Annotated in this window: 22 protein-coding genes; 11 read left to right on the forward strand and 11 right to left on the reverse strand. The window is 40.3% G+C overall.

Going from position 1 to position 24,113, the window contains the following annotated elements:
* The first annotated feature begins 2 nt into the window (after nucleotides 1-2).
* The 9 genes from B3600_RS09470 to B3600_RS09510 all read left to right on the forward strand — a co-directional run bounded on the left by B3600_RS09470 (nucleotide 3) and on the right by B3600_RS09510 (nucleotide 8,143).
* Nucleotides 3-728 carry a YebC/PmpR family DNA-binding transcriptional regulator gene (locus B3600_RS09470; protein WP_046671585.1) on the forward strand — a complete coding sequence of 242 codons (726 nt, stop codon included), beginning with the start codon at nucleotides 3-5 and terminating at the stop codon, nucleotides 726-728.
* A gap of 121 nt (nucleotides 729-849) precedes the next feature.
* Nucleotides 850-2,001, forward strand: a complete 1,152-nt coding sequence (locus tag B3600_RS09475; RefSeq protein ID WP_286752784.1) for a hypothetical protein — start codon at nucleotides 850-852, stop codon at nucleotides 1,999-2,001.
* A 65-nt stretch (nucleotides 2,002-2,066) separates the two neighbouring features.
* The gene (locus B3600_RS09480; RefSeq protein WP_046673148.1) at nucleotides 2,067-2,810 is read left to right on the forward strand and encodes a DeoR/GlpR family DNA-binding transcription regulator; all 744 of its coding nucleotides are present in this window, start codon (nucleotides 2,067-2,069) and stop codon (nucleotides 2,808-2,810) included.
* 23 nt (nucleotides 2,811-2,833) lie between these two features.
* Entirely contained in the window at nucleotides 2,834-4,294 is a 1,461-nt protein-coding gene (locus B3600_RS09485) for a lipopolysaccharide biosynthesis protein (protein WP_286752785.1), read from the forward strand.
* A complete protein-coding gene (locus tag B3600_RS09490) occupies nucleotides 4,295-5,167 on the forward strand; it encodes a glycosyltransferase family 2 protein (RefSeq protein ID WP_286752786.1) in 873 nt (290 codons plus the stop codon). It begins immediately after the preceding gene.
* 3 nt (nucleotides 5,168-5,170) lie between these two features.
* The gene (locus tag B3600_RS09495) at nucleotides 5,171-6,085 is read left to right on the forward strand and encodes a glycosyltransferase (RefSeq protein ID WP_286752787.1); all 915 of its coding nucleotides are present in this window, start codon (nucleotides 5,171-5,173) and stop codon (nucleotides 6,083-6,085) included.
* 5 nt (nucleotides 6,086-6,090) lie between these two features.
* Nucleotides 6,091-6,846, forward strand: coding sequence for a glycosyltransferase family 2 protein (locus tag B3600_RS09500; protein WP_286752788.1), 756 nt, complete (start codon nucleotides 6,091-6,093; stop codon nucleotides 6,844-6,846).
* The gene (locus B3600_RS09505) at nucleotides 6,846-7,061 is read left to right on the forward strand and encodes a DUF3820 family protein (RefSeq protein ID WP_046673143.1); all 216 of its coding nucleotides are present in this window, start codon (nucleotides 6,846-6,848) and stop codon (nucleotides 7,059-7,061) included. Before B3600_RS09500 ends, B3600_RS09505 begins: the two co-directional genes overlap by 1 nt.
* 95 nt (nucleotides 7,062-7,156) lie before the next feature.
* Complete coding sequence (locus tag B3600_RS09510) at nucleotides 7,157-8,143, forward strand: rhodanese-related sulfurtransferase (RefSeq protein ID WP_046673166.1); 987 nt, start codon at nucleotides 7,157-7,159, stop codon at nucleotides 8,141-8,143.
* 128 nt (nucleotides 8,144-8,271) lie between these two features.
* Here the strand turns inward: B3600_RS09510 and B3600_RS09515 are convergent, their stop codons facing one another.
* From B3600_RS09515 to trmB, 5 genes are all read right to left on the reverse strand, one after another.
* Nucleotides 8,272-8,967, reverse strand: coding sequence for a DUF937 domain-containing protein (locus B3600_RS09515; RefSeq protein WP_286752789.1), 696 nt, complete (start codon nucleotides 8,965-8,967; stop codon nucleotides 8,272-8,274).
* 129 nt (nucleotides 8,968-9,096) lie between these two features.
* On the reverse strand, nucleotides 9,097-10,359 hold the full coding sequence (locus tag B3600_RS09520) for a DUF5689 domain-containing protein (RefSeq protein ID WP_139144882.1): 1,263 nt from the start codon (nucleotides 10,357-10,359) through the stop codon (nucleotides 9,097-9,099).
* 3 nt (nucleotides 10,360-10,362) lie between these two features.
* The gene (locus tag B3600_RS09525; protein WP_070561428.1) at nucleotides 10,363-11,832 is read right to left on the reverse strand and encodes a SusD/RagB family nutrient-binding outer membrane lipoprotein; all 1,470 of its coding nucleotides are present in this window, start codon (nucleotides 11,830-11,832) and stop codon (nucleotides 10,363-10,365) included.
* Between the two features lie 12 nt (nucleotides 11,833-11,844).
* The gene (locus tag B3600_RS09530; RefSeq protein WP_286752790.1) at nucleotides 11,845-15,096 is read right to left on the reverse strand and encodes a SusC/RagA family TonB-linked outer membrane protein; all 3,252 of its coding nucleotides are present in this window, start codon (nucleotides 15,094-15,096) and stop codon (nucleotides 11,845-11,847) included.
* A 637-nt stretch (nucleotides 15,097-15,733) separates the two neighbouring features.
* A complete protein-coding gene (trmB, locus tag B3600_RS09535; protein ID WP_286752791.1) occupies nucleotides 15,734-16,390 on the reverse strand; it encodes a tRNA (guanosine(46)-N7)-methyltransferase TrmB in 657 nt (218 codons plus the stop codon).
* 201 nt (nucleotides 16,391-16,591) lie between these two features.
* On the opposite strand from trmB, the gene fcl reads away from it, so the two are divergent.
* A complete protein-coding gene (gene fcl, locus B3600_RS09540; RefSeq protein WP_286752792.1) occupies nucleotides 16,592-17,533 on the forward strand; it encodes a GDP-L-fucose synthase in 942 nt (313 codons plus the stop codon).
* Nucleotides 17,534-17,549: 16 nt separating this feature from the next.
* On the opposite strand, the gene B3600_RS09545 is transcribed toward fcl, so the two are convergent.
* From B3600_RS09545 to B3600_RS09555, 3 genes are all read right to left on the reverse strand, one after another.
* Nucleotides 17,550-18,053 (reverse strand): hypothetical protein, encoded by a 504-nt coding sequence (locus B3600_RS09545; protein WP_286752793.1) that lies wholly within the window; start codon nucleotides 18,051-18,053, stop codon nucleotides 17,550-17,552.
* A complete protein-coding gene (locus B3600_RS09550) occupies nucleotides 18,043-18,462 on the reverse strand; it encodes a phage holin family protein (RefSeq protein ID WP_286752794.1) in 420 nt (139 codons plus the stop codon). The genes B3600_RS09545 and B3600_RS09550 overlap by 11 nt, the downstream gene beginning before the upstream one ends.
* A 184-nt stretch (nucleotides 18,463-18,646) precedes the next feature.
* Nucleotides 18,647-18,916 (reverse strand): YtxH domain-containing protein, encoded by a 270-nt coding sequence (locus tag B3600_RS09555; RefSeq protein ID WP_046673135.1) that lies wholly within the window; start codon nucleotides 18,914-18,916, stop codon nucleotides 18,647-18,649.
* Between the two features lie 234 nt (nucleotides 18,917-19,150).
* On the opposite strand from B3600_RS09555, the gene B3600_RS09560 reads away from it, so the two are divergent.
* The gene (locus B3600_RS09560) at nucleotides 19,151-20,695 is read left to right on the forward strand and encodes a YifB family Mg chelatase-like AAA ATPase (protein ID WP_286752795.1); all 1,545 of its coding nucleotides are present in this window, start codon (nucleotides 19,151-19,153) and stop codon (nucleotides 20,693-20,695) included.
* Here the strand turns inward: B3600_RS09560 and B3600_RS09565 are convergent.
* The 3 genes from B3600_RS09565 to ftsH are packed head-to-tail and all read right to left on the reverse strand — an operon-like array spanning nucleotide 20,692 to nucleotide 24,108.
* Nucleotides 20,692-21,315: a rhomboid family intramembrane serine protease gene (locus B3600_RS09565; protein ID WP_286752796.1), complete on the reverse strand. Its 624-nt coding sequence runs from the start codon at nucleotides 21,313-21,315 to the stop codon at nucleotides 20,692-20,694. The two genes, B3600_RS09560 and B3600_RS09565, sit on opposite strands and share 4 nt — an antisense overlap.
* Before the next feature lie 8 nt (nucleotides 21,316-21,323).
* Nucleotides 21,324-21,971 (reverse strand): LutC/YkgG family protein, encoded by a 648-nt coding sequence (locus tag B3600_RS09570; RefSeq protein WP_070561445.1) that lies wholly within the window; start codon nucleotides 21,969-21,971, stop codon nucleotides 21,324-21,326.
* Between the two features lie 55 nt (nucleotides 21,972-22,026).
* Entirely contained in the window at nucleotides 22,027-24,108 is a 2,082-nt protein-coding gene (ftsH, locus tag B3600_RS09575; protein WP_112375078.1) for an ATP-dependent zinc metalloprotease FtsH, read from the reverse strand.
* Nucleotides 24,109-24,113 lie beyond the last annotated feature (5 nt).

The raw sequence follows: 24,113 nt of genomic DNA on the forward strand, positions 1-24,113 counted from the left end.
CAATGGGAAGAGCTTTCGAATTCAGAAAAGAGCGGAAATTCAAACGCTGGGCCAAAATGGCCGTTCAATTTACACGTTTAGGTAAAGAAATCGCTATGGCGGTTAAAGAAAGCGGCCCTCACCCTGAAACTAACTCGAGACTTCGTACAGCAATACACAATGCCAAGGCAGTAAATATGCCAAAGGATCGTATCGAAGCCGCAATCAAACGTGCTTCGGAAAAAGATTCAAAAGGTTACGAAGAATATGTATACGAAGGCTACGGCCCTCATGGCGTACCTGTATTAATTGAAACTGCAACAGATAACACCAACCGCACCGTAGGAAACATCCGTAGCTATTTCACAAAAGCAGGTGGTTCACTGGGGAAAACAGGATCATTGGATTTTATTTTCAATCGTAAATCCATTTTCCGTTTTGCTGCAACAGATGAACTGGACCTAGAAGAGCTTGAATTAGAGTTGATCGATGGAGGCTTAGAAGAATTGTACGTAGAATCTGATGAAGAAGGCAATGATATTGCTGTCGTTCAAACTTCCTTTGAAGACTTTGGTAATATGCAAAAATTACTGGAAGAAAAGGGAATTGAAGTAACATCTGCAAAATTGGAACGTATCGCATTATCGCATTCAGATATTACGGAAGAACAAGCTGCTGATGTATTGAAGATGATCGATAAAATCGAAGAAGATGACGATGTTCAAGCAGTTTACCATAATATGGCTTAAGCTATTGAACCTATAAAACTATAAAAAAGAGCGCTTGTCGCTCTTTTTTATTTAAAGCACCGCCTAGCCCCGTCAGAAAAATTACTACATTTGTAATAGACTAAATCAAACTCGTACCAGAATGACTTTTGAAGAATTTTTCATAAAAAAGAAAATTGATTTAAAAGCTTTAAAAGCTGCAGATGAACCTTTATTTGAAGAGTTCAAAGCACATTATTCTGCTATGGGAGAAAAGAGTTTTGACCACAGCAAAAAGTTTTGGTTCAACAAGCTTCGAAAAAGTTTCCATTTAGCAGAGGAGGAAACTGTTATTGCAAAACCTGTTGAAAAGCAGGTTACCCCAGATGCATCATCCGAGACCTCCAGTATTCCTACGGCAAAACCAGCAGGCTTTAAACCGCGATTCAAGGCTCCTTCTGCCGCTGTAAAAGATGAAGCTCAAGCAACATCCAAACAGGAAATAGCTGATTCAGCGGAATCCACTCCAGATTCAATACCGACAGGCTTCAAACCGAGGTTCAAGGCCGGAGTTACCAAAGCTCCTGACGCAGCGGCAAGCACTCCTGCATCCGAAGAAACGACCGACGAAGCGACGACGGCGGCTCCAAAACCAACGGGTTTCAAACCGAGGTTCAAAGCTGGAGTAACCAAAGCTCCTGACGCAGCGGCAAGCACTCCAGCATCCGAAGAAACGACCGACGAAGCATCGACATCGGCTCCAAAACCTACAGGATTCAAACCAAGGTTTAAAGCTGGAATAACCAAAGCAGAAACTGCTGACCAGACACCGCTGTCCGATACGAAAGACGAACTTAAGTTAGATGCGAGCATAAAGGCTGAACCTGAAAACAACAGCACAGAAACACAGGAACCTGCTGCCAGTAAACCTACGGGTTTCAAACCGAGGTTCAAAGCCGGAGTAACCAAAACAGAAACTGCTGAACAAACACAGCTGCCCGATACCAAAGAAGAAATTAAGTTAGATCCGAGCGTAAAGGCTGAACCTGAAAACAACAGCACAGAAACACAGGAACCTGCTGCCAGCAAGCCTACAGGCTTCAAACCGAGGTTTAAAGCCGGAGTAACCAAAATAGAAACTGCTGAACAAACACAGCTGCCCGATACGAAAGACGAAATTAAGTTAGATACGAGCGTAAAGGCTGAACCTGAAAACGACAGCATAGAAACACAGGAACCTGCTGCCAGCAAGCCTACAGGCTTCAAACCGAGGTTCAAAGCTGGCATAACAAAAATTGATAAAAAGGAAGAATAATTTTCACTACATTTAGACTGATTTCTCAATTAATTTTAAAATTCCGATTAAAAACCAAAAGACCAATGTTAAAGGAAGAAAGACAAGCATTCATCATACATCAGATCAACCTACATAATAAAGTTTTATCCTCAGACCTCAGTGTTCAGCTGAATGTGTCTGAAGATACAATCAGACGCGACTTGAACGAACTTGCTGAGAATGGTAAAGTTCTAAAAGTCTATGGTGGAGCATTATCAAAATCATTTCAGTTCCCTTTTCAGGATGGAAACGTATATGCCAAGGAGGCAAAGAAAGAAATTGCCAAGAAAGCAAGCACTTTAATCTCCAATGGAATGACTGTTTTAGTCGGAGGCGGGACAACCTTAATTGAATTAGCGAGAACAATACCCGATCACCTGCAGTGTACGTTTTTTACTATAAGTCCATTAGTTGCACTAGAATTGGCCGAAAAGCCAAATCTTGAAGTCATTTTAGTTGGCGGAAAACTTTCACGCAATACAAACATTGTTTCGGGAGCCCAAGTCGCTAATGAACTGGCCGATCTTAAAGTCGATCTTTGTTTGTTGGGAACAAATTCTCTTTCCGTAGAAGATGGGGTGACCGATTCAGACTGGGAAGTGGTGCAAATCAAACGTGCGATGATTAAATGCTCAAAAAAAGTAGCTATTCTGAGCATTGCGGAAAAACTTAATTCAGTTCAAAAAATGAAAGTAGTTCCGTTACGTGATATTTCCTATTTGATTACCGATGTCAATCCAACTGATGTTTCCCTAAAAGAATTTGCGAATACAATTGCAATACTTTAATATTGCCGCTCATTTAATTTAGCATGTCATCGCAAACGAAAAATGACTCTTTAAAATCAAAAACAACAAAAGGACTGCTATGGGGTGGTATGGCCAGTATCATCCAGCAGTTTTTGGGCTTCGGCTTCGGCATCCTTCTAAACCGTAAGCTAACAGCAGAAGACTATGGTTTAGTCGCTATGATCACCATCTTTTCTGTTCTCGCTTCTGCTTTCCAAGAAAGTGGATTTGTGTATGGGATTGTCAATAAAAAAGAAGTCGAACATAAAGATTATAATGCGGTATTCTGGACAAGTGTAGGGATTGGAACATTTATTTATATCGTTCTATTTTTTGCAGCTCCTCTTATCGCCTTATACTATAATCAGCCAGTACTTGTAGAACTAAGCAGATTTACCTTTTTATCCTTTTGGTTAGGTAGCTTTGGTATTGCGCACAATGCTTACCTCTTCCGGAATTTAAAAATCAAAGAAAGGGTCATCACAGGCACCTTTGCTCTGATCGCATCAAATATAGTTGGCGTTTATTTAGCCTATAAGGACTATGCCTATTGGGCATATGCGATCCAAATTGTCTCCTATAGTGGTTTCAATATGCTCGGATTCTGGTATTTTTCCAAATTCAGGCCTACTTTCCAGTTCGATCTTAAACCTATTCGTGACATTTTAGGATTTAGCAGCAAAATACTGGTCACCAATATTTTTATCAATATCAACAAAAATATATATGCAGCGATCTTAGGCCGGCATTATACCGCTGAAGAACTGGGGTATACCGTGAATCCAAATCGTTGGAGCATCATGGCCCAGAATATATTGACTAATATGGTCAATAATGTGACACAGCCTATTTTAAAAGAAATAGAAGATGATAAGGATAGACAAGTTCGGGTTTTTCGCAAACTGATTTCCTTTACAGCCTTTTTAGCCTTTCCAATGTTATTGGGTTTAACCACGGTAGCACAAGATTTTATTACTATTGCGATCACCGACAAATGGGCGCAAAGCGCCATATTTCTTCAAATATTTTGTATTGGTGCCGCATTTGATTCTGTAAGCAATGTTTTCTCTAACTTAATCATTAGCAAGGGGAAACCTGAAGTTTATATGCGGAATATCATTGTTTTTGGCCTACTCCAAATTGCCATCCTATTTTTCGGCAAATCATTAGGCCTAGAACTGCTCATTGGATTGACCTCGGCATTAAATGCCCTCTGGATATTCGTTTGGTACATATCAGCCAAACCTTATATGAACTATTCATTTCGTTATCTGCTAACAGATATTTTTGCTTATGCTCTATTGGCAGCGATAAGCTGCTTAGCAGCACATTATGCCACCGCAGCCATCGCCAACCTCTATCTTCGGTTTGCAAGTACAATTGGAATTGCAGTATGCAGTTATATCATCGTAAATAGAATCTTTAAACCCAGTATTTTGTTGGAATTATACCACTATTTCCTAACAGTTATCCGAAAAAAATAGATGGCCAGGATTCTCACCATAATCGTCTCTTATAATTTTGAGCCTTGGATTCACAAGTGCTTACCCAGCTTATTGGATTCAAGCTACCCAACAGATATTTTAGTTGTAGACAACAATTCGTCAGACAACACAACACAGATCATAAAAGAAAAGTATCCAACAATAAGACTGATAGAAAGTTCCGAAAATTTAGGTTTTGGAAAGGCCAACAACCTTGGACTTGATATTGTTTTGAAAGAAAAGTATGATTATGCATTTTTGGTCAATCAGGACGCCTGGCTGGATCGGGACTGTATTGCCAACTTAGTGAAAGTCAACGCAGACAATATCGGAATTATCTCACCTATTCATTACGATGGAACCGAAACAACACTGGACTATGGTTTTGCTGTCTATACAAAAAACGCCATCATCGAAAATTCTAATCGAATTTGCACGTTCGTCAATGCTGCATTTTGGTTTATCCCAAATCTGGTGATCCGAAAAGTCGGTGGTTTCGCACCGATCTTTTTCCATTATGGAGAAGATAAAGATTATGCCAACCGCATCAAGTACTACGGATTAAGCATTATTCTCGCTGAAGGAGCCAAAGCCTACCACGATAGGCAACAACGTAAAATAGACCGAAAGGCCTTTCTGAAAAGCGAATTTGTCTATCATTTGACAGAATATTGCAATATCAATTATACTTTTGTAAAAGCTTTTTCCATGGCAATATTGGCAAGTCTAAAGAAAATGGCGTCTTCATTTTTTAAAGGTCATGCTTTTGAAGCAAAAAGCTACTTAAACATTGCTTTTAGATTGCTGGGCAAAACAGGAGCAGTTTACCGTACCCGTGTGACCAACAAAAAAGCCTTCAACAAAATCTATTGATAAATGAACAATACTGCTCCAGTCATACTTTTTGTGTACAATCGTCCTGATCACACAATAAGAACACTCTCAGCTTTAGAAAATAATATATTAGCAGACCAGACCACGCTATACATCTATTCGGATGCTGCAAAAAACGAAAAATCTGTTCAGGCAATTACTGAAGTACGAAAGATTATCAATAAGCAATGGAACTTTAAAGAGGTTATTGTTGTAGAAAGGACAGAAAATTGGGGTTTGGCAGCCAATGTGATCGATGGTGTTACAAAAGTGGTCAATGCCCATGGAAAGATTATTGTTTTGGAAGACGATCTGGAAACTGCGGTATTTGCACTAGACTATTTCAATCAGGCACTGGAACGCTATAAAGATCAAGATCGGGTCATGGAGATTAGCGGTTATGGTTATCCGTTAAAAGATTTAGATAAACTGCCGGAGACTTTCTTTTTTCGGGTCGCCAATAGTTGGGGCTGGGCAACCTGGGACCGCGCCTGGCAACATTTCAATCCCAATATTGATGAACTTGTATCGGATTTTACCGCCGACCAAATACACCAATTCAGTATCGAGGGAAAAGAAAACTTTTGGAAACAAGTGCAAGAATTTAAAGCCGGAAAGATCAACTCTTGGGCCATACGCTGGTACGCTTCTGTATTCAAAAAAAATGGTTTAGTTTTGTATCCAAGGAATTCAATGACGCAAAATATTGGTAACGATGGTTCGGGTACACATACAGCTGCAGAAGCTACGTATCAGGTTACACTAGCGGAAAGTCCTATACGGTATTTTCCGACGGAAATTTCAGAAAACAAGCAAGCTTATGAAGCCATCAAGTATTTCTACGCCCATCGGAAAGGATCTTTATTCAACCGTGGCATCCGATTCCTGAAGAAGAAAATAAATAAATTCAATACATAAAAAACATGTCTGCTCATCCTAAATTTTCGATTATAACTGTCGTTTACAACAATGTGCGTGACATAGAACACACCCTGAAATCTGTTGTCAATCAGAGCTATGGTCATATAGAGTATATTGTCATTGATGGACAATCAACCGACGGAACGTTAGAGATCATCCAAAAATACAAGGATAAAATCGCCGTCATCCTCTCCGAAAAGGATAAGGGTATCTATGATGCCATGAATAAGGGTTTAGCCTTAGCAACAGGCGATTATGTTCTCTTTTTAAATTCTGGAGACGAGATCTATGATCTGAATAGCATTGAGAACCTCGCCAAACTGAGCGATAACGCAGATATTCTTTACGGCGAAACAATCCTCGTGGACGACAACAGGAATATTATTGGTGAACGGCGGCACAAGGTTCCGGCTCATTTCGACTGGAAAAGCTTTCGCTACGGCATGAATATCTGTCATCAGGCGATCTACATCAAGCGGGAAATCGTCGAGCCATACGATCTCAATTATAAATTATGCGCTGATATTGACTGGGTTATCCGTTGTGCCAAAAAGGCAAAAAAAACGGTCAATGCACAGCAATATGTTGCCCGGTATCTTGTGGGCGGGATGTCAAAACAAAGACATCAGGAATCCTTGAAAGAGCGTTTTGCGATATTCAAACGCTACTATGGAGCCATTCCCAATTTATTCAATCATGGCGTCATTGCGCTAAAAGCAGTTTGGTACCGTCTCAATTATGGAAAACCTCAAGACTAATGTTGAATCCTGAAATTTTAACCGAACTTGTTACAGTCAAGATGCCATTTGGCAAATACCAGGGATACACCTTATGTAATCTTCCTGAGCCCTATCTCGTGTGGTATAACCAAAAAGGCTTTCCAAAGGGAAAACTAGGCCAGCAGTTAGCAACACTCTATGAAATAAAGCTGAATGGCTTGGAATACCTCCTCGAACCTTTGAAGAAAAGGTGACGAGGGTCATTTTATTCCACTTATTATTTTTCGTAGCTTTGCACTAAATTTATTTTTAGCATTAAACGCCGTTTGCAGCGGTATCAATGAATATCATGACACAATATCAAACTTTGCTGTACTATTGTTACAGCCCTATCGAGGATGCCGAAAAATTCGCATCAGATCATTTAGAATTTTGTAAATCACTGGACTTAGTCGGCCGTATCATTGTCGCTGATGAAGGTCTTAATGGAACTGTTTCGGGTACTGTAGAATCCTGTAAAAGCTATATGGATGCCATTTATGCCGATGGTCGTTTCAATAAAACAGAGTTCAAAATTGACGATGTAGATGAACCATCATTCATTAAAATGCATTGCCGCTACAAAGCCGAAATTGTTCACTCTGGTTTGAGAGATCCAAAAGAAATTGACCCCAACCGTCAAACCGGTGTGCACCTTGAACCGAAGGATTTCTTAGCCATGAAAGACCAAGAGGATGTGGTTGTATTGGATGTACGCTCAAATTACGAGCACAATGTTGGTCATTTTAAAAATGCTGTTACCCTCGATATTGACAATTTCCGCGAGTTCCCCGAGAAAATCAAAGAGCTCGAACAATATAAAGGAAAAAAAATATTAACGTACTGCACAGGGGGTATCAAATGTGAGAAGGCATCTGCTCTCTTGTTAAAAGAAGGCTTCGAGGATGTTTATCAATTACATGGCGGCATTATCAAATACGGAAAGGAAGCAGGTGGTGAAGATTTTGAAGGTCAATGCTACGTCTTTGACAATCGTGTTACTGTCGATGTAAATTCTGTCAACCCATCCGTGGTATCAACTTGTTTTAACTGTGGCAAGCAAACCACCAAAATGATCAACTGCGCCAACCCAACTTGTAATGAACATTTCACACAATGTGATGAGTGCGGCTGGGAGATGGATGGATGCTGTTCGCCAGCATGTAAGGAAAATCCCAATAAACGTGAATATGACGGAACAGGATATTATGTCAAGGTACCTCAACCCGTCAATATTGACAAAATCAGCAAAAGAAAACATAAAAATTTTCCACCGAAAGTATCGGCCGAAGATTAATACAAATTGAACAAACAGGAAGCGGTCGGAAGTGTAGAACTTCCGACCGCTTCCTGTTTAGGATCTGCACCATCTTAGCTTCATCCCATACTAGTTTTTTATCAAGAAAAATAATAACCGAACACAGCTTACTTGCCAAACATACCGGCGATTGAATCAAGAATATTGCCCTTTGCCTGCCCATCGTTATTTTTATCAAAAAAACTACCTGCCAATCCACCCAACATGTCGGTAACACTACCTCCCGATGCCGGCTGCTCAGTTGCTTGCGCCTGTTCTTCTTGGCTACCGCCTAAAAAAGAGCCTAATATACCACCCAACATACCGCCACCTGCATTTTGTTGTGTTCCACCACCAAGCACAGAGCCGATCAGATCACCAATCCCACCGCCGCTTGAAGCCTGCTTTTGTTGCCCTAAATATCCCATTACGATAGGAGCAAGTGTGGCCAGTACACCCGTCACTTGAGAAGAACTCAAGCCTGCTTTATCCGCTATATGCTGTGTCACGACTTCGGTATTTTGGCCGAACATATGGTTGACAATTTTATTACCGTCTTCAGAAACATTTTGCTCCGCTCCTCCCTGTCCAAATAGATCTCCAATTTTATCGAGAATCCCGCTACTGCTATGCTGGTCAATAGCCTTATCAATGTTCTCCGCCTGCCCCTTGTTTTTCGCATTGTAATTCAATGCTGCAATCATCAAAGGAACTGCCGCTGCTACAATCCATTTTGCCTTGGATTCGCTGATACCAGTAATTTTTGAAATAGTCTCTATCGCTTTAGAGCCTACTCCACCTGTAACTAAATCTGTTAAGTTCATAAGTCTTCGTTTATAGTTATATAATGAAGATAACGATTTTTTTTGATGAGTTGAGATAATAGCTGATGATAAAAAAGCCCCATTGGATTACACAATCCAATGGGGCCATTTGAAAATCAATTTTTCAAATTAATAACTTTTATAAATAGCAATATCGTCCAATCCCAACCTTCCGTTATTAATCACATTGTTACTTGTCCCTAATCCAAGTTTGGTAACTCTAAAACGAACCGGCCCCTGAATATTCATTAAGAATACAGCCTGTTTTGAATTCATGCTCTCTGTCGTTGTATGCGCGTCCGAAATAGGCTCGCCTGTTTGCTTCCATGTCGTTCCTCCGTCGGTCGAGTATTCCAACTTGAACGTACACGAACGATCGGTGTAATACGAACCATACCAAAGCGTTACTTTTGAGGCCCCATTCGGCACATCAAAATTCATTTGCACATAACCATCAACACTTAAGTTCTGCTGCATACGGATGGCATTTTTTCCAGAAACGATACGATCACGACCAGCAGTTGTTCCTAGAATAGCCTGATACAGGTTCCATTGCCCCGTTGGAAAGGAGACCGCGTTTTTATCCTTCATATCATAGCTACCTTTCACACTCGCATCTACAGCATCAAAAGTTTCAGGCCAACCTGCATATAACTTACCGCTGGCATAAGCCATATCAGCATAACTCTGCATCCTAACTTGTAGCTTTTCGCCCTCCTTGAATGCAATTCCTCTGAATGATGCACTTGGAGCGATGGACTCCCCAGCAAATGTCGCATTATCTTGTGTATGCAATATAATCTCATTTTTATCACCATCCATTAAGATTTTATCTCCTTTCAACGCTGTCCCAGCTGCGGGTTCAGGTTCAACATCGGCTGTAATATCGATATAGGTTGATTCAAACTCATCAAACTTCGACTTTAGACTGGAAACAGCAACAGGTAATGGGGCAATAGTATTACCAGATGAGTAGACTTTAAGCTGTTGATTATTATCGACTGAAAGAACTAATAAGCCATCTTTTTTAATCAGTTTTGAACCGCTAATATTGATCTGAACCGAATCTCCAAATTTAAATTCAGACGCATTGGGTACCTGAACTAATATTCCACGGCGTTGATTTCGCCAAATATTCTGTACAGCAAGTGTATTTTCTGGTAAATTCTTATTTTCCGCATGCGAAACGACCACTACTTTGATATGTTCTGCCCCTTGTAGCGAAGACGCATTAAGCTGTAAATCGGCATTTTTATATAGACTGCGTAGCGCATACAACGATATTTCAGGATTTAGCGTCCCTATCGATTCATTGACGTTGTCTTTGATACAGCCGGACAGCAATGCTGACATCGCCAACATACTGCATAGTATTGATTTTAACTTTTTCATTGATTAGTTGATTGAAGGTTGCCACCACATTTTTTCATTTATCCCGTCTCCCCCCATACGACTCACAGCATCCTGATAATTTACTTTGTTTAAAGATTGTACAATTGTTGGATAATTTAAACGTACTGGCATTTTCCCTTGATTCAACAAGCCCGGACCTTTGTATAAATCCAATAATTGGGTTCTACGATATTCGTACCACTGTTGGAAATCCGTAAATAGCATCGCATAGTATTTTTGCAAATGCACCTTTTTCAATTTCGCATGATCACTATCTGTGGGCAGCAACTGAACCTTTGCACTGCTTAGGTAAGATGCTGGCGCTGTTAGCCCCCAGTATTCCATAGCCGCGTTCACCCCCTTTAAATAGGCTCCAGGCGCATCAACCTGAGCATACCCTCTCATACCACATTCAGCAATAATAAATTGCAACTCGGCGTAATTCATGATATTCCCCATATGCGAGTCGGCTTTTAGACTTGTTAAAAGCGTTGATTGTTGCTCGGGGACATTTCCTCTCTGGTATCCGGACTGCATACCGCCATATACTCCTAATGTGGCTTCAGTGGCCCAAATTTTTAATCGTGGGTCTGAAAGGTCCAGCAGATTATTGATAAAAAACTCTGAATAGCCTTTGTTTCCATTAAAATCTATGTCACGGCTATTAAAATAAGGATTCATATAAGGCTGTACATTGGTGTAGTATAAAGCAGCCGTTTCGGCATTGCTTTGCATCACCGGATATTCAGCGGCATTCGTTTCTAATATTTCTTTGATCTTTGCAACGGCATTGGTTTCTGACTTATGTGCTATACGTAGCAATAATCGGAGATATAAAGAATTACCAAATTTCTGCCATTTTCCAGGATCTGAATTAAATATAGGATCCATCGCTAAATTGGTCGATTCGACAGCAACCTTACCTTTCAAAAGCGTATTGGCCTCTTCTAATTTTCTAAAGATATCCGCATAAATATCGGACTGTTTATCAAATACAGGAGTTAAATTACTATCACTATACCCTTTATTGCTGTCTGTATAAGGTACATCACCATACATATCAGTTATTAACGAACTCACCCAAGCATCCAATATAAGCGAAATACCCTGGTATGTCTGGTAACCCTTCTGCTGCCCTTCCCCTGCCTTCTGATAAATGTCGCGTATATTCGTCAACTGTACGTACCATCCGGACCAGGTAGATTCCGCTTCTGACGGTCTGATTTCATACCGTTGAATCTCCAATGCATCATTCACCGTTACAGTCACTTGCATAAGCTCGTTGTTGATGCGCATATTCCGTGATAAATTTGTGTTTAACACATTGAGTAAAGCTGGCGCGATGAGACTTTGTGGCGCTGCCGCAGAAATTGCATTTGGATTTGTATTTATTGCGACAAAATCTTTTGTACAGCTCTGTAGTATCCCACAGGCTGCCAACAAAATAAAAGCTTTTCTTATATTCTTTTTCATAATACGCTGGATTTAAAATGAGAATGATAAATTGACACCCATTGTGCGGGTTGAAGGGAACTGGGCAATCTCTGCGCCCTTCTCAATACCGCTTGAATTTAGCGATCCAAACTCTGGGTCAAATGAAGGCCATTTGGTCATGACAAACAGATCTCTTCCGTACACGCCAATTGATGCGCGCTCAATTTTCAAGCGTTCAACAAAAGACTTAGGTAATGTATAGTCAAATCTGACCTCACGAAGCTTTATAAAGTCCGTGGAAAACGTATTTGATTCTATATTATCCCGGTTAAAATGTTTAGCATAATAATCTCCAGCAGACGCAACAACTGTATTCTTGCTGTAGCTTCCATCACTATTCTTCACAACACCATCGCCGATAATACCATTATATCGTCCCGGAATTGTCTTTTTTAATTTTCCCTCTTCCATCAATACGGCATGCGTCAACGAATATCCCACTCCGCCGAATTGACCATCAAATAAGAAATTAAATCTAAATCCTTTGTATTTAAATTCATTCCCCCAACCAAATTTGGTCGTTGCATTTGGATTACCGATATACATGTTCTGTTGGGACAATACAGGAAGTCCATTTTCATAAATAATTTGACCATCCTGATTTCGCTCATATCCGAGTCCATAGATATCACCAAATCGTTTACCAGGTATGGCCACAATTGTTCCTCTACTTCCAAACAACGTGGATAGCACTAATTCTCCTTGCAGATCTGCAGGTATGGAAATAACTTTCGAATCATAGCTCGTAAAATTTCCATACATATTCCAATTTAAGCCATCTTTCTTCTTGATAATATCGCCAGAAAGCGCAATCTCTATCCCCCTATTCCGTACCTCGCCAGCATTCGTAATCTGATTTCTGAAACCGCTTGAAGGATCCAGCGGAGACTCAATAATCTGATCAAATGTCGAGTTTGAATACAGAGTAAGATCTAATCTAAGTCGATCTCTGAACATTCTAAAATCTGTTCCTACTTCATAAGAACGCGTACTTTCGAACGTCAGATTTTCATCTGGAACGGTGGTTGGATTTGTAAGCCCTCCAGTGGTCCCCTCAACACTACGGTAACCATAAGAGTTTAGATAAGCCCGTTTTCCTCCACCTCCGACTTGAGCAATCGATGCTCTGACTTTCCAAAAATTTATCGCTTTTGGCAGGTTTAGCAATTGGGAAATAACAAAACTTGTATTAAGCGAAGGGTATATAAATGGTTTAACTTCATTCCGTTTCGGAGATGCTAATGTACTCGCCCAGTCGATACGATTCGTTGCATCGACAAAAATCATATCCTTATAACTATAATTTAGTAAGGCATATAAGCTATTGGCTGCATATTCCTCGCGGTAAGGTAAATAAACGATTTTTTCCCTCGCATTGGCAAAATTATATTGGTTTGGATAAATAAGACTATTAGCGTAAGCATCATCTTTAATATACTTATTGTGCATCAATGAACCTCCAACCGATGCGCCAAATTTGTGAAGATTGTTCCGTTGATTGTTATATTGCAATAAAAAGTCGGAAGTAATTTCCTGGTTATTGATGGACTGCTCCCGGTAATAGCCATAAGCATATTTATAGGTATCAAATGGTCTCGATTGTTTGCGTTTATCATAGCTCCAATCGATTCCTGTCCGCACCATCAAATTCAACTCCTTATTGAATTTATAATCGGCCTGTAAATTTCCAATAATATTGTTTTTATCCTGCGCATTGATCATATCATAAGATATGGTTCTTGGATTATCCAACAGGTTTGAAAACGGAGTCATCTGTTCAATTCCTTCCTTTCCTGGAATCCAATTCTGCTCTAGCCAAGCTGCATTCACATTCGGCACAATGCCCCGTACAAAGTACATGTAACTTTGATTGTTATAACCGCTATTTGGTAAATTGTCTGATCCTCTATTATTAAAATTAATTTTTGTTGAAAGACTCAACTTATCCGTAATCTTATTATTGAACTGCATCGCGATGGTATTCCTATTATAGCCCATGTTGGGAATAATCCATTTATTCGTCACATTCGTATAAGAAAACCTTGAGCTGGTCTTTTCTGTGGCACCAGAAATACTGATCGAATTGGTAGACGTGAGCTCCGTTTGGAAAAGATCCTTTCGGTTGTTTTCATAGGGTCTCCATAAAGTCCGCTCTGGAGGTGTCAAACGATAGAAATTAGGATCGTACTGGTAATAATACTGTCCATCAAATTTGGGTCCCCAAGCAGAAGACGTACTTAAAGTACTTGCACCATCCTCTGACTGTCCGTAGGAATAATAAAGATCCTGATCAATCGCACCCTGACCATATTCGTATTGATAATCGGGCCATCTGTTAATTGTCCCAATTGCCGTATTCGAATTAACGGATACACCAATTTTATTTTTAGCCCCTTTTCCCTTTTTTGTGGTAATAATCACAGCGCCATGTGCGCCACGGGAACCATAGAGCGCTGAAGCGCCTGGTCCTTTCAATACTGAAACGGACTCGATATCATCCGGATTAATATCCGCCAATGATGTTCCAAAATCTACAGGAGAATCACTATCCAAATAATTGGAACTACCATTACCGGTCATCCGCGTCCCTCCTCCCATGACAACACCATCCACAACAATCAATGCGGAATTATCGCCCGTAAAAGATGTTTCCCCTCTTAAAATAATCTGATTGGATCCCAATGGCCCCGCACCCGACTTTACCAAATTCAAACCAGCGACTTTTCCTGTTAGAGCATCCGTCCAATTGTTTGAAATTGCATTCGTCAATTCCTCGCCTTTGACCGTGCTTATGGAATAGCCTAATGCCTTCTCTTCTCGCTGTATGCCTAGCGCTGTCACAACGACTTCATTGAGCGCCTCCGATCTCGCACTTAAAAAAATTTTAGCATTCAATTGGGCTGACGAAAAAGTTTGCGTTTCCGCTTCGTAACCGATTAGCTGAAAACGGATTGCTGTCCCTGATTCTACTTCAATATCGAAATTACCATTTCTGTCCGTCGCTCCTTTAACTACACCCGCTGCAAGGATTGATACGGATGCCAAAGGTTCTTTCGTCTGATTATCGACAACTTGCCCTTTTACTCTAATCTTGGTCTGCTTAACTGCATGCACAGCTTGATCAGATCCTAGTGGAGCCGCCATTGCTGTAAAATCCATATTACAGGCAATTGCTAATGCCACAAATAGCACTTTCGAGGAGGAGTGCCTTAGTTTAATTTGGATAGGGTTAATACTAAACATAGTTATTGGTGTAAATTGTTAATTTTCAATTTGGCACAAAAATATATTCTTAACAAAAAGTTTGTTTTAACTTAATGTTTTCTTTTTGTTAACAATTGTTTCGAATAGCATTTCCTTTTATCATACTATTACCGTTTTAATAAAATGCTTTGAAGTTCACCCTGAAGGGATTATCATGCATTAGGCACGCTTTTAAGCGATCTTTATTTGGTTATTTTATATTTACAAATCGAAAATAATTAATAATATTTAAAAAACGAAATAAATCGAAATTATTTAAAAGCCCATATTAAAATAAAAAAAACAAGAATTACTTAGTCTTTTAGGAATTATAAGACCGTCGGAAAGGGCCCGAAAGGAGGATTCTAGGATGTTTTAAGTAAATTTACTCCCCCCTTTAAGTAGCTATTTAGTATTTTACATAACTACTATATCCATACTAAAACAATACCGTAACTATACTGGAAGTATACGGTAACTTTCATGTAAAACTACGACAAGAGTAAATAACCGTAGACACAGCTGCCAACTGGGGTAAAAAGTGGGTGATCAAAGCTTCAGTATCCGCAATACTGAAGAAAACAAAAAGAGCGCAAACTTTCGTTTGGGCTCTTTTTTACAATAGAAGCGTTAAGGCTTAAGCCTTCTCGAAACTCCACTTCACATAGTTAATGTTCTTGTCATGCGCCAAATACTTCCGTTCGTAATATGTTTTAATGGATAAAACGTTATCAACCAAGTCTGAATGGTAAAGATCTGTCGTTTCCTTATATTTTTTCAAACCCTGTAAATCGATCTGCTCTAGTGTGTAAGCATAAAAACCGTCATTGTCTGTTTTCAAATTCATCAACCCTTCAGGCTTCATAATGATTTTATAACGATCCAAAAACTTTGGCCCGGTCAATCGTTTCTTTTCTCGGCTATCTTGCGGTTGCGGATCCGGAAAGGTAATCCAGATCTCATCAATTTCATTTTCAGCAAAATGTTCAAGGATAGTCTCAATTTGTATCCGAAGAAAAGCAACATTCCGAATTCCATCCTCCAAAGCTGTCTTGGCTCCACGCCAAATACGATTACCCTTAAAATCAATACCGATGAAATTTTTCTCCGGAAACAATCTCGCTAGATTAACAGTATACTCACCTTTACCACAAGCAAGCTCCAAAACAACTGGATTATTGTTACCAAATTGCTTCTCAGCCCATTTTCCTTTATATTCTTTGCCTGCGTCGAGTTGGATTACATTTTCAAAAGTAGCAACTTCAGCAAATTTACGTAGTTTGTCCTTTCCCATTTTTTAATAAATATCCCGCAAAAATAACCTTATATTCCCGCTAAAAAAAATAAATCTGAGAGACAGCACGAATACCGGTAATTACAGAACAATCTGAAGTCCTGTAGCAGACACAGGAATGCATAAATTGCATCCACACGGGCGAATTATATTGCATATAAAAAGCAATTTATCTAAGTTTGCAGGAATCAATAACTTATCGTGGAGAAAGACGCTAAAATTTATATAGCAGGCCATCGTGGAATGGTCGGATCGGCAATTCATCGCAAATTATCGGAGCTTGGGTACAACAACATTGTCACACGCACATCTTCCGAATTAGATCTGCGCAATCAGCAAGCAGTGGCTGATTTTTTCGATCAGGAAAAACCGGACTATGTTTTCTTAGCCGCAGCCAAAGTTGGCGGGATCATGGCGAACAACACCTATCGCGCTGATTTTATCTACGAGAATATGGCTATACAGAATAACGTCATCAAATCTTCCTACGATAATAAGGTTAAAAAATTAATGTTCTTAGGCTCAAGCTGTATCTATCCAAAAATGGCTCCGCAGCCTTTGAATGAAGACATGCTACTCACGGGTACTCTGGAGCCTACAAATGAGCCTTACGCAATTGCTAAAATCGCGGGAATAAAAATGGCGGAAGCTTTCAGGGATCAGTATGGATGCAATTATATCTCCGTTATGCCAACAAATCTTTACGGAATTAACGACAACTACCATCCGCAAAATTCACATGTCTTACCGGCCTTGATCAGAAGATTTCATGAAGCTAAAATCAATCAGCTCCCTGAAGTTATGATCTGGGGAACAGGCACCCCCTTACGGGAATTTCTTTTTTCCGATGACCTGGCAGATGCCTGCGTTTTCTTAATGAATAATTATGACGAGAAACAATTTGTCAACATTGGCATTGGCGAAGATTTAAGCATTAAGGAACTTGCCGAATTGATTAAAGACGTCATTGGTTACCAGGGAACTATTTCCTTCGACAGTTCCAAACCTGACGGAACACCGCGAAAACTCATGGATGTCTCAAAACTACATGCGCTGGGCTGGAAACATCGAGTTAACCTCCGGGAAGGCATTCAACTAGCTTATGCGGATTTTTTAAAGAAAGAAGCAAACGCTTCCGAATAAATCCAACACGATTGCATTAGTAAGTCTCGCTATAGGAAGGAATTCCGTACTCGTTAACCTCATCCTTGATCACCGCATTTTCAGCTTGCGCAGCTTTATTTTTCTTCTTTTTCTTGGGACGAATAAAGCTCGTTAATTTACCGATGAGACCGGTGATTTTATCTTGATTGATCTGGCCGACAGCACGCTCTGATAACAGCAACATCAGCGCTTTCTTTAAAACGCCCGTATTTTTTAGGAACAACCTATTCATAACAAAGGGCACGCCGATACGTAAGGTCTTTGTTAACCAATCGGAATCTGGATTGCTGCTTTTCGCAAACAACTGCTGAACGATATTTACCCCCGGTATATTATCTTTTAAGGTATTGAAAAAACGAATCGGAGCCTCTATTTTATTGTTGAGCATGGTAAATTGAGCCTTAAGATAAGATTCTTGTTCGTTTTTTAGTGTCTTTAAACGGGAAATCTCAGCTTTAAGTTCCTGCAGATTACGTATTTTAGTCTGTTTATTGTTCATTTGTAGCCCTTTCTCTATCAAGTTTTTCCTTGTGCAGTTCTTCCTCTTCTTCCTCAATCTCGTCGTTCCACTTCGCTAAAAAACGGCGGATTGAAAGATCCATAAATTTGGATTCCAGCATAGGCTCAAAAACCCGTATTAAGATGATAATCACTAAAAAGATCCCTGCTGTAGCCAAAAAGCCCAGTGAATAGCTCCCCAATAGCTCCCCGAGCCAAAAACCCAGTGCCAAGCACAAAAAAAACAGAACGAACAACGTGAAAATTAACTTTGTCGCATCAACAACAAGGCTGGCGATCAATCTGGACGACCGTTCGATTGTCTTTAATTTGACAAGCTTAAACTGAGAGTCAACATACTCTTTGGTTTTTTGAAACGTACCGCTAAGTGAAAATTTTTCTTCTTCCATGCATCTAAAATTTATTCAGGCTATTTCAACTTCTAGCTTAAAAAACGAAAACGCAGCATCCGATGATGCCAACACAAATCCACTCTCTACGCATAAGGAGTAAATAGTTCGTCAGACAGCTATCCCTAGAAATAGCCTGATAATATGTATTCTACACCAATTATTCCAATGAATAATCTGCGGATTATGCATGTTCGATGATATCATCATCTAGCACTTCTTCGCTCTGATTTAATTTCCCTTTCAATGTAGAAACAATCTTCTCTTTAAAATCATTCAGTTGATCGAACTGTTCTTCCGCTCTTTCACGAATAGCATCACTCAAATCGCTTAATGAATCATTAATTTTATCTCTCGTATCCGACCCCTTGTCCGGAGCAAATAAAACTCCCAAAGCTGCACCTGCAGCAAGACCCGCTAACAACGCCAAAGCTACTTTACTTGTGTCATTCATTTCTTTTTCGTTTTAATTTCTAATTCTATTACGATGAAACTAGTCCTCGTTAATAATACAATTCACAAAGCAAATCGTTTGCCAAACGCGGCATTTAATCCATTATTTACGAGAAACTATACTTTCCAATATAATCATTTTTTGATAAAATTCGATTGACTTTCAATAATTCACCAAACAATTATTAACCCGTTCAGTTTTTTAGTATCTTTAAATCAACCCATTATAAAAATTATGCTAAATAAAACCTATTGCAGTGCCGTCTATGGTATCAATGCCTGCACAATTACCGTTGAGGTAATCGTATCTACAGGCTTGCATTATTATATTGTAGGCTTGCCTGACAATGCCGTTAAAGAGAGCTTAAGACGTGTCGAAAGTGCCATTACTTCCTGTCAACTTCACATGCCACGCCAAAAGATTGTTGTCAACTTGGCACCCGCAGACATGCGTAAGGAAGGGTCCAGTTATGACTTATCAATCGCGATCGGCATATTGGCATCCTCTGGACAAATGACAAATGAGCTTCTGGCAGATTATCTTATTCTAGGAGAACTATCCTTAGACGGAAGCATTAAGCCCATCCGTGGCATTTTACCCATCACTTTACAAGCCCTAAAAGATGGCTTTAAAGGACTTATTCTACCCCAAGAGAATGCAAAGGAGGCCGCTATTGTCGGAGGTGTCGATGTGATCGGAGTAGAAAACCTCCGCCAAGTTGTTGATTTCCTAAATCATAAGATAAAAATTGAACCAACGCAAGTTGATATTCAAACGTGCTTTCATACCGGCACGAATAATTACGACGTCGATTTCTCGGATGTCCAAGGACAGGAGAATATCAAAAGGGCCCTGGAAATTGCAGCTGCGGGTGGTCACAACCTCATTTTAATAGGTCCTCCCGGCGCGGGTAAGACCATGTTGGCAAAAAGGCTACCGACGATCCTCCCGCCCCTCAATATGACTGAATCTTTAGAAACCACCAAAATACACTCTGTATCTGGAAACCTGAAAACCAAAGAGTCTCTCTTGACGGCACGGCCGTTTCGTTCTCCGCATCATACCATATCCGATGTAGCCATGGTAGGTGGAGGCTCTAATCCGCTCCCAGGTGAGATTTCACTAGCGCATCATGGCGTGCTGTTTCTTGATGAATTACCAGAATTCAAACGGAGTGTACTCGAGGTCATGCGGCAGCCTCTTGAATCACGGCAGATTACCATATCAAGGGCAAAACTCACGGTGGATTATCCGGCGAGTTTCATGCTCGTTGCCGCCATGAACCCCTGTCCCTGTGGCTATTTCAATCACCCCGAAAAAGAATGCATATGCGGCAGCAATACTGTACAACGTTATTTAAGTAAAATATCGGGACCTCTTTTAGACCGTATCGATCTGCATATTGAGGTGACGCCTGTACTATTTGACCAACTGAGTACGACACGTATAGCCGAAGACAGCCGTACTGTGCGAACTCGAGTCATTCAAACCCGAGAAATTCAGAAAGAACGGTTCGATTCTTTTCCAGACATCCATTGTAATGCCCAGATGAGTACACAATTGACCCGAGAAATATGTCAGATTGATGAGCCCGGAAGAAAGTTACTCAAAACGGCTATTGAACATCTGAGCCTATCTGCAAGAGCATACGATAGAATACTCAAAGTTGCTCGAACAATCGCTGATATGGAGCAAAGTAAAATGATCGAAAATCATCATCTCGCCGAAGCGATCCAGTATAGAAATTTAGATCGGGAAACCTGGGGTGGAAAATTTTAAAACTGAGCCAAACAATGCTTAATAACCCAAGGGAAACAGATAATCGTCAAGATCAGACCCGACAATGCGCCAAAGAAATGAGCATCGTGATTTATACCATCTTGCGCTTTTTTTGACGCCCACACACAGTAACCTAAAAACAAAAATGCAAACAGATAAGCCGGCATCGGTATAATCATCATCACACCAATGGTAATTTTCGGATCGAAAAGAATGTAGCTAAACAGAACCGCACAAATCGCACCTGAGGCGCCTAAACTATAGTAACCGGGGTTATTTTTTTGCTGGATGATTGTTGGAATATCGCTCAAGATTAAACTACCGATATAGATTACGGCAAATAAAATATGACCGTATGGACTTGCTTCTGCAAGTATGCGCTCCAAACCAAATGCAAAATAATAAAAGGTAAGCATATTAAACAGCAGATGCCCCCAATCTTTATGCACAAAGCCACTGGTAAGGATGGTATACCATTTTCGATTACGTGCGATACTATACGGATGCAACATCAGTTTACCGTAAAGTTGTTCATGTGAAAACGTATAGATACTGGTAGCGAGCGTAAAAAAGAAAATAATACTCGCAACAGGCATTTCTGTTAGATAATATAATAGCATAGTAATTCCTAGAATCGATCCTCTAAAAGTAAAACGTAAAGTTCTTTTGGTCCATGTGCGCCCAAAACCAATCTTTTCTCGATATCAGCCGTCCTGGAGGGGCCGGTAATTGTCGAAATCATTGTCGGGATTTCCTGACCGTAACGCTTCTGCATATAAGCTAAAGCATCCTTTAGATCCCAAACCAATTGCGAAGCTTTGGCAATAACAATATGAATTGGAGGATATATACTCAACCTGCGTCCTGAAGCATTTGCATTACTCACCATAACACTCCCATTACGTGCAACCAATGCTTCACATGATGTAATACTTGCATTTGCTGATTCAAAATCTTCCGCTGTTTTTAAAAAAGGGAAACCATATGGACTGAGTAAATTTTGAACACCTTGTTCCCAAGCGTATATATTTTTGATATTATTCTCCTCGGTCAATAAAATCAGATTTTCAATCAGACCGATCTCACCATCACAATACAGAAACTTGCCTCCCGCAGCAGTCAATTCGCGAACAAAAACAATATCCACCAACTCATCCTCTTCTTTATAAAGCGGCGTTTCTTTGAAATTGGGATGTGGATTATCGTTTTTCTGTAGTAATGCCTGACGTACTCGTTTTAACATTATCTCTTTCGCTGTTGCGTTCTTCACGTTCATGGCGCAAATATATATAAATGCAGCGCTAGAGTGATCTAGCGCTGCAGCATTCAAATTAATTCAAATTATTGGAGGGTGTTTCTGAACTCTGCCCTTCGTTAGATCGCGCTTCGTCCGGATGAACATCCAACGGTAAATCTGTCTGTGGAACTCCACCACCATCAGCACCATTCACAAACTCCTCGTAAGTAGTCTTGGTTTCAAATGGACGTTTACCTAATATCTCTTCCAAGTCCGACTGAAAAAGAATCTCTTTTTCCAATAGCTTTTCTGCTATTTTAATCAAACCCTCACGTTTATCCAGCAATAACTGTTTGGTACGTGCATAGACGTCATTAATTAAGTTACGTACCTCTGCATCAATCAGCTCTGCCGTTTTGTCAGAATATGGTTTTTGGAAAGATGCTTCAGAACTATCTCGGAAGGAAACATTGCCAACTTTATCATTCATACCGTAGATTGCTATCATCGCATACGAAAGTTGCGTGATACGCTCTAAGTCATTTTGAGCACCTGTTGAAATTCTTCCAAAAGTAATATCTTCAGCGACACGACCACCCATAGTCATACATAAACTGTCTATAAGCTGTTCTGTCGTATATAGGAACTGCTCACGGGGAAGGTACTGTGCATAACCCAAAGCAGCGACACCACGTGGCACAATAGACACTTTCACCAAAGGATCGGCGTGCTCTAAAAACCAGCCCGCAATAGCGTGTCCAGCCTCATGATAAGCAACAATACGTTTCTCTTCCGGAGAGATGATTTTGTTTTTCTTCTCAAGACCACCGATCACACGATCAACGGCATCCTGAAAATCCTGCATATCAATCTCGGGTTTATTTTTACGGGCAGCAATAAGGGCTGCTTCGTTACACACGTTGGCAATTTCAGCTCCCGCAAAACCAGGTGTCTGCGCCGATAATTTTTTTGCATCGACCTCAGCCGATAATTTCAACGGCTTTAGATGCACTTTGAAAATTTGCTCACGGCCAATCAAATCCGGTTTATCAATAGAAATTTGACGGTCAAAACGTCCTGGACGCAACAATGCTGTATCCAGTACATCGATACGGTTAGTAGCCGCTAAAATAATAACGCCTGAATCCGTACCGAAACCATCCATCTCCACCAATAATTGGTTCAATGTATTTTCACGCTCGTCATTACCGCCCATCATCGAGTTTTTACCACGAGCACGACCTATAGCATCAATCTCATCGATAAAAATGATACATGGCGCTTTCTCTTTCGCTTGCTTAAACAAATCGCGAACACGCGATGCACCTACACCCACAAACATTTCGACAAAGTCAGATCCGGATAATGAGAAAAATGGCACTTGAGCCTCTCCGGCTACAGCTTTAGCCAATAAAGTCTTACCCGTTCCCGGAGGCCCTACAAGCAAAGCGCCTTTCGGAATTTTACCCCCTAAATTGGTATATTTACGTGGATTTTTTAAGAAATCCACAATCTCCATAACTTCTTGTTTCGCCTCTTCAAGACCAGCAACATCATTAAATGTGATATTGATCTGCGATTCTTTATCAAACAACGTCGCCTTAGATTTACCTATGTTAAAGATCGCACCGCCACCGCCGCCAGCACCACCGCCCATACGACGCATCAAGAAGATCCAGATGGCAGCCAATACCAACAACGGCAACATAAACGTGATAAACCAGCTTGCCCAAGGGTTGGAACGATCATCATAAGTCAACTGGACCTTTGGTGTACCTGGCGTTAATTCCGCTTGCGATGCAGCTAATTTCTTTTCTAAAACATCGGGAGAGGCATCCTTAAAAATATATTGTGGACCCTTGTCTTCCTGTCCTGATAGACTTGGAAGCGGATCAGCAGCTTTTGTAGCGTCTTTAAAACTTGGGTTATCTTTCCAGCCCTTTTTTAAATAGACCTCCACTTCGACAAGATCATTCTTTTTATAGGCGACGAGACGCTCTACAGCGCCTGTATTCAACATACGTGTCTCAAAATCACTATAGCTAACTTCCTTAGCTGGGCTTTCTCCAAAAACGTACTGTAAGGCAAAAAAACCTAAAAACATGGCAATCATAAGCCACACAAAATTGAATTTTGGCGGTTTCGGGCTTACCTTACTACTCGGGATTTTTTTCATTATAT

Origin of the sequence: Sphingobacterium sp. UBA2480, from assembly GCF_002341965.1 — a bacterium.
Taxonomy (GTDB): domain Bacteria; phylum Bacteroidota; class Bacteroidia; order Sphingobacteriales; family Sphingobacteriaceae; genus Sphingobacterium; species Sphingobacterium multivorum.

Coding starts and splice junctions, on each gene's coding strand:
- B3600_RS09470 (WP_046671585.1), top strand. CDS start 3: ATGGGAAGAGCTTTCGAATTCAGAAAAGAGCGGAAATTCAAACGCTGG.
- B3600_RS09475 (WP_286752784.1), top strand. CDS start 850: ATGACTTTTGAAGAATTTTTCATAAAAAAGAAAATTGATTTAAAAGCT.
- B3600_RS09480 (WP_046673148.1), top strand. CDS start 2,067: ATGTTAAAGGAAGAAAGACAAGCATTCATCATACATCAGATCAACCTA.
- B3600_RS09485 (WP_286752785.1), top strand. CDS start 2,834: ATGTCATCGCAAACGAAAAATGACTCTTTAAAATCAAAAACAACAAAA.
- B3600_RS09490 (WP_286752786.1), top strand. CDS start 4,295: ATGGCCAGGATTCTCACCATAATCGTCTCTTATAATTTTGAGCCTTGG.
- B3600_RS09495 (WP_286752787.1), top strand. CDS start 5,171: ATGAACAATACTGCTCCAGTCATACTTTTTGTGTACAATCGTCCTGAT.
- B3600_RS09500 (WP_286752788.1), top strand. CDS start 6,091: ATGTCTGCTCATCCTAAATTTTCGATTATAACTGTCGTTTACAACAAT.
- B3600_RS09505 (WP_046673143.1), top strand. CDS start 6,846: ATGTTGAATCCTGAAATTTTAACCGAACTTGTTACAGTCAAGATGCCA.
- B3600_RS09510 (WP_046673166.1), top strand. CDS start 7,157: ATGACACAATATCAAACTTTGCTGTACTATTGTTACAGCCCTATCGAG.
- B3600_RS09515 (WP_286752789.1), bottom strand. CDS start 8,967: ATGAACTTAACAGATTTAGTTACAGGTGGAGTAGGCTCTAAAGCGATA.
- B3600_RS09520 (WP_139144882.1), bottom strand. CDS start 10,359: ATGAAAAAGTTAAAATCAATACTATGCAGTATGTTGGCGATGTCAGCA.
- B3600_RS09525 (WP_070561428.1), bottom strand. CDS start 11,832: ATGAAAAAGAATATAAGAAAAGCTTTTATTTTGTTGGCAGCCTGTGGG.
- B3600_RS09530 (WP_286752790.1), bottom strand. CDS start 15,096: ATGTTTAGTATTAACCCTATCCAAATTAAACTAAGGCACTCCTCCTCG.
- trmB (WP_286752791.1), bottom strand. CDS start 16,390: ATGGGAAAGGACAAACTACGTAAATTTGCTGAAGTTGCTACTTTTGAA.
- B3600_RS09545 (WP_286752793.1), bottom strand. CDS start 18,053: ATGAACAATAAACAGACTAAAATACGTAATCTGCAGGAACTTAAAGCT.
- B3600_RS09550 (WP_286752794.1), bottom strand. CDS start 18,462: ATGGAAGAAGAAAAATTTTCACTTAGCGGTACGTTTCAAAAAACCAAA.
- B3600_RS09555 (WP_046673135.1), bottom strand. CDS start 18,916: ATGAATGACACAAGTAAAGTAGCTTTGGCGTTGTTAGCGGGTCTTGCT.
- B3600_RS09560 (WP_286752795.1), top strand. CDS start 19,151: ATGCTAAATAAAACCTATTGCAGTGCCGTCTATGGTATCAATGCCTGC.
- B3600_RS09565 (WP_286752796.1), bottom strand. CDS start 21,315: ATGCTATTATATTATCTAACAGAAATGCCTGTTGCGAGTATTATTTTC.
- B3600_RS09570 (WP_070561445.1), bottom strand. CDS start 21,971: ATGAACGTGAAGAACGCAACAGCGAAAGAGATAATGTTAAAACGAGTA.
- ftsH (WP_112375078.1), bottom strand. CDS start 24,108: ATGAAAAAAATCCCGAGTAGTAAGGTAAGCCCGAAACCGCCAAAATTC.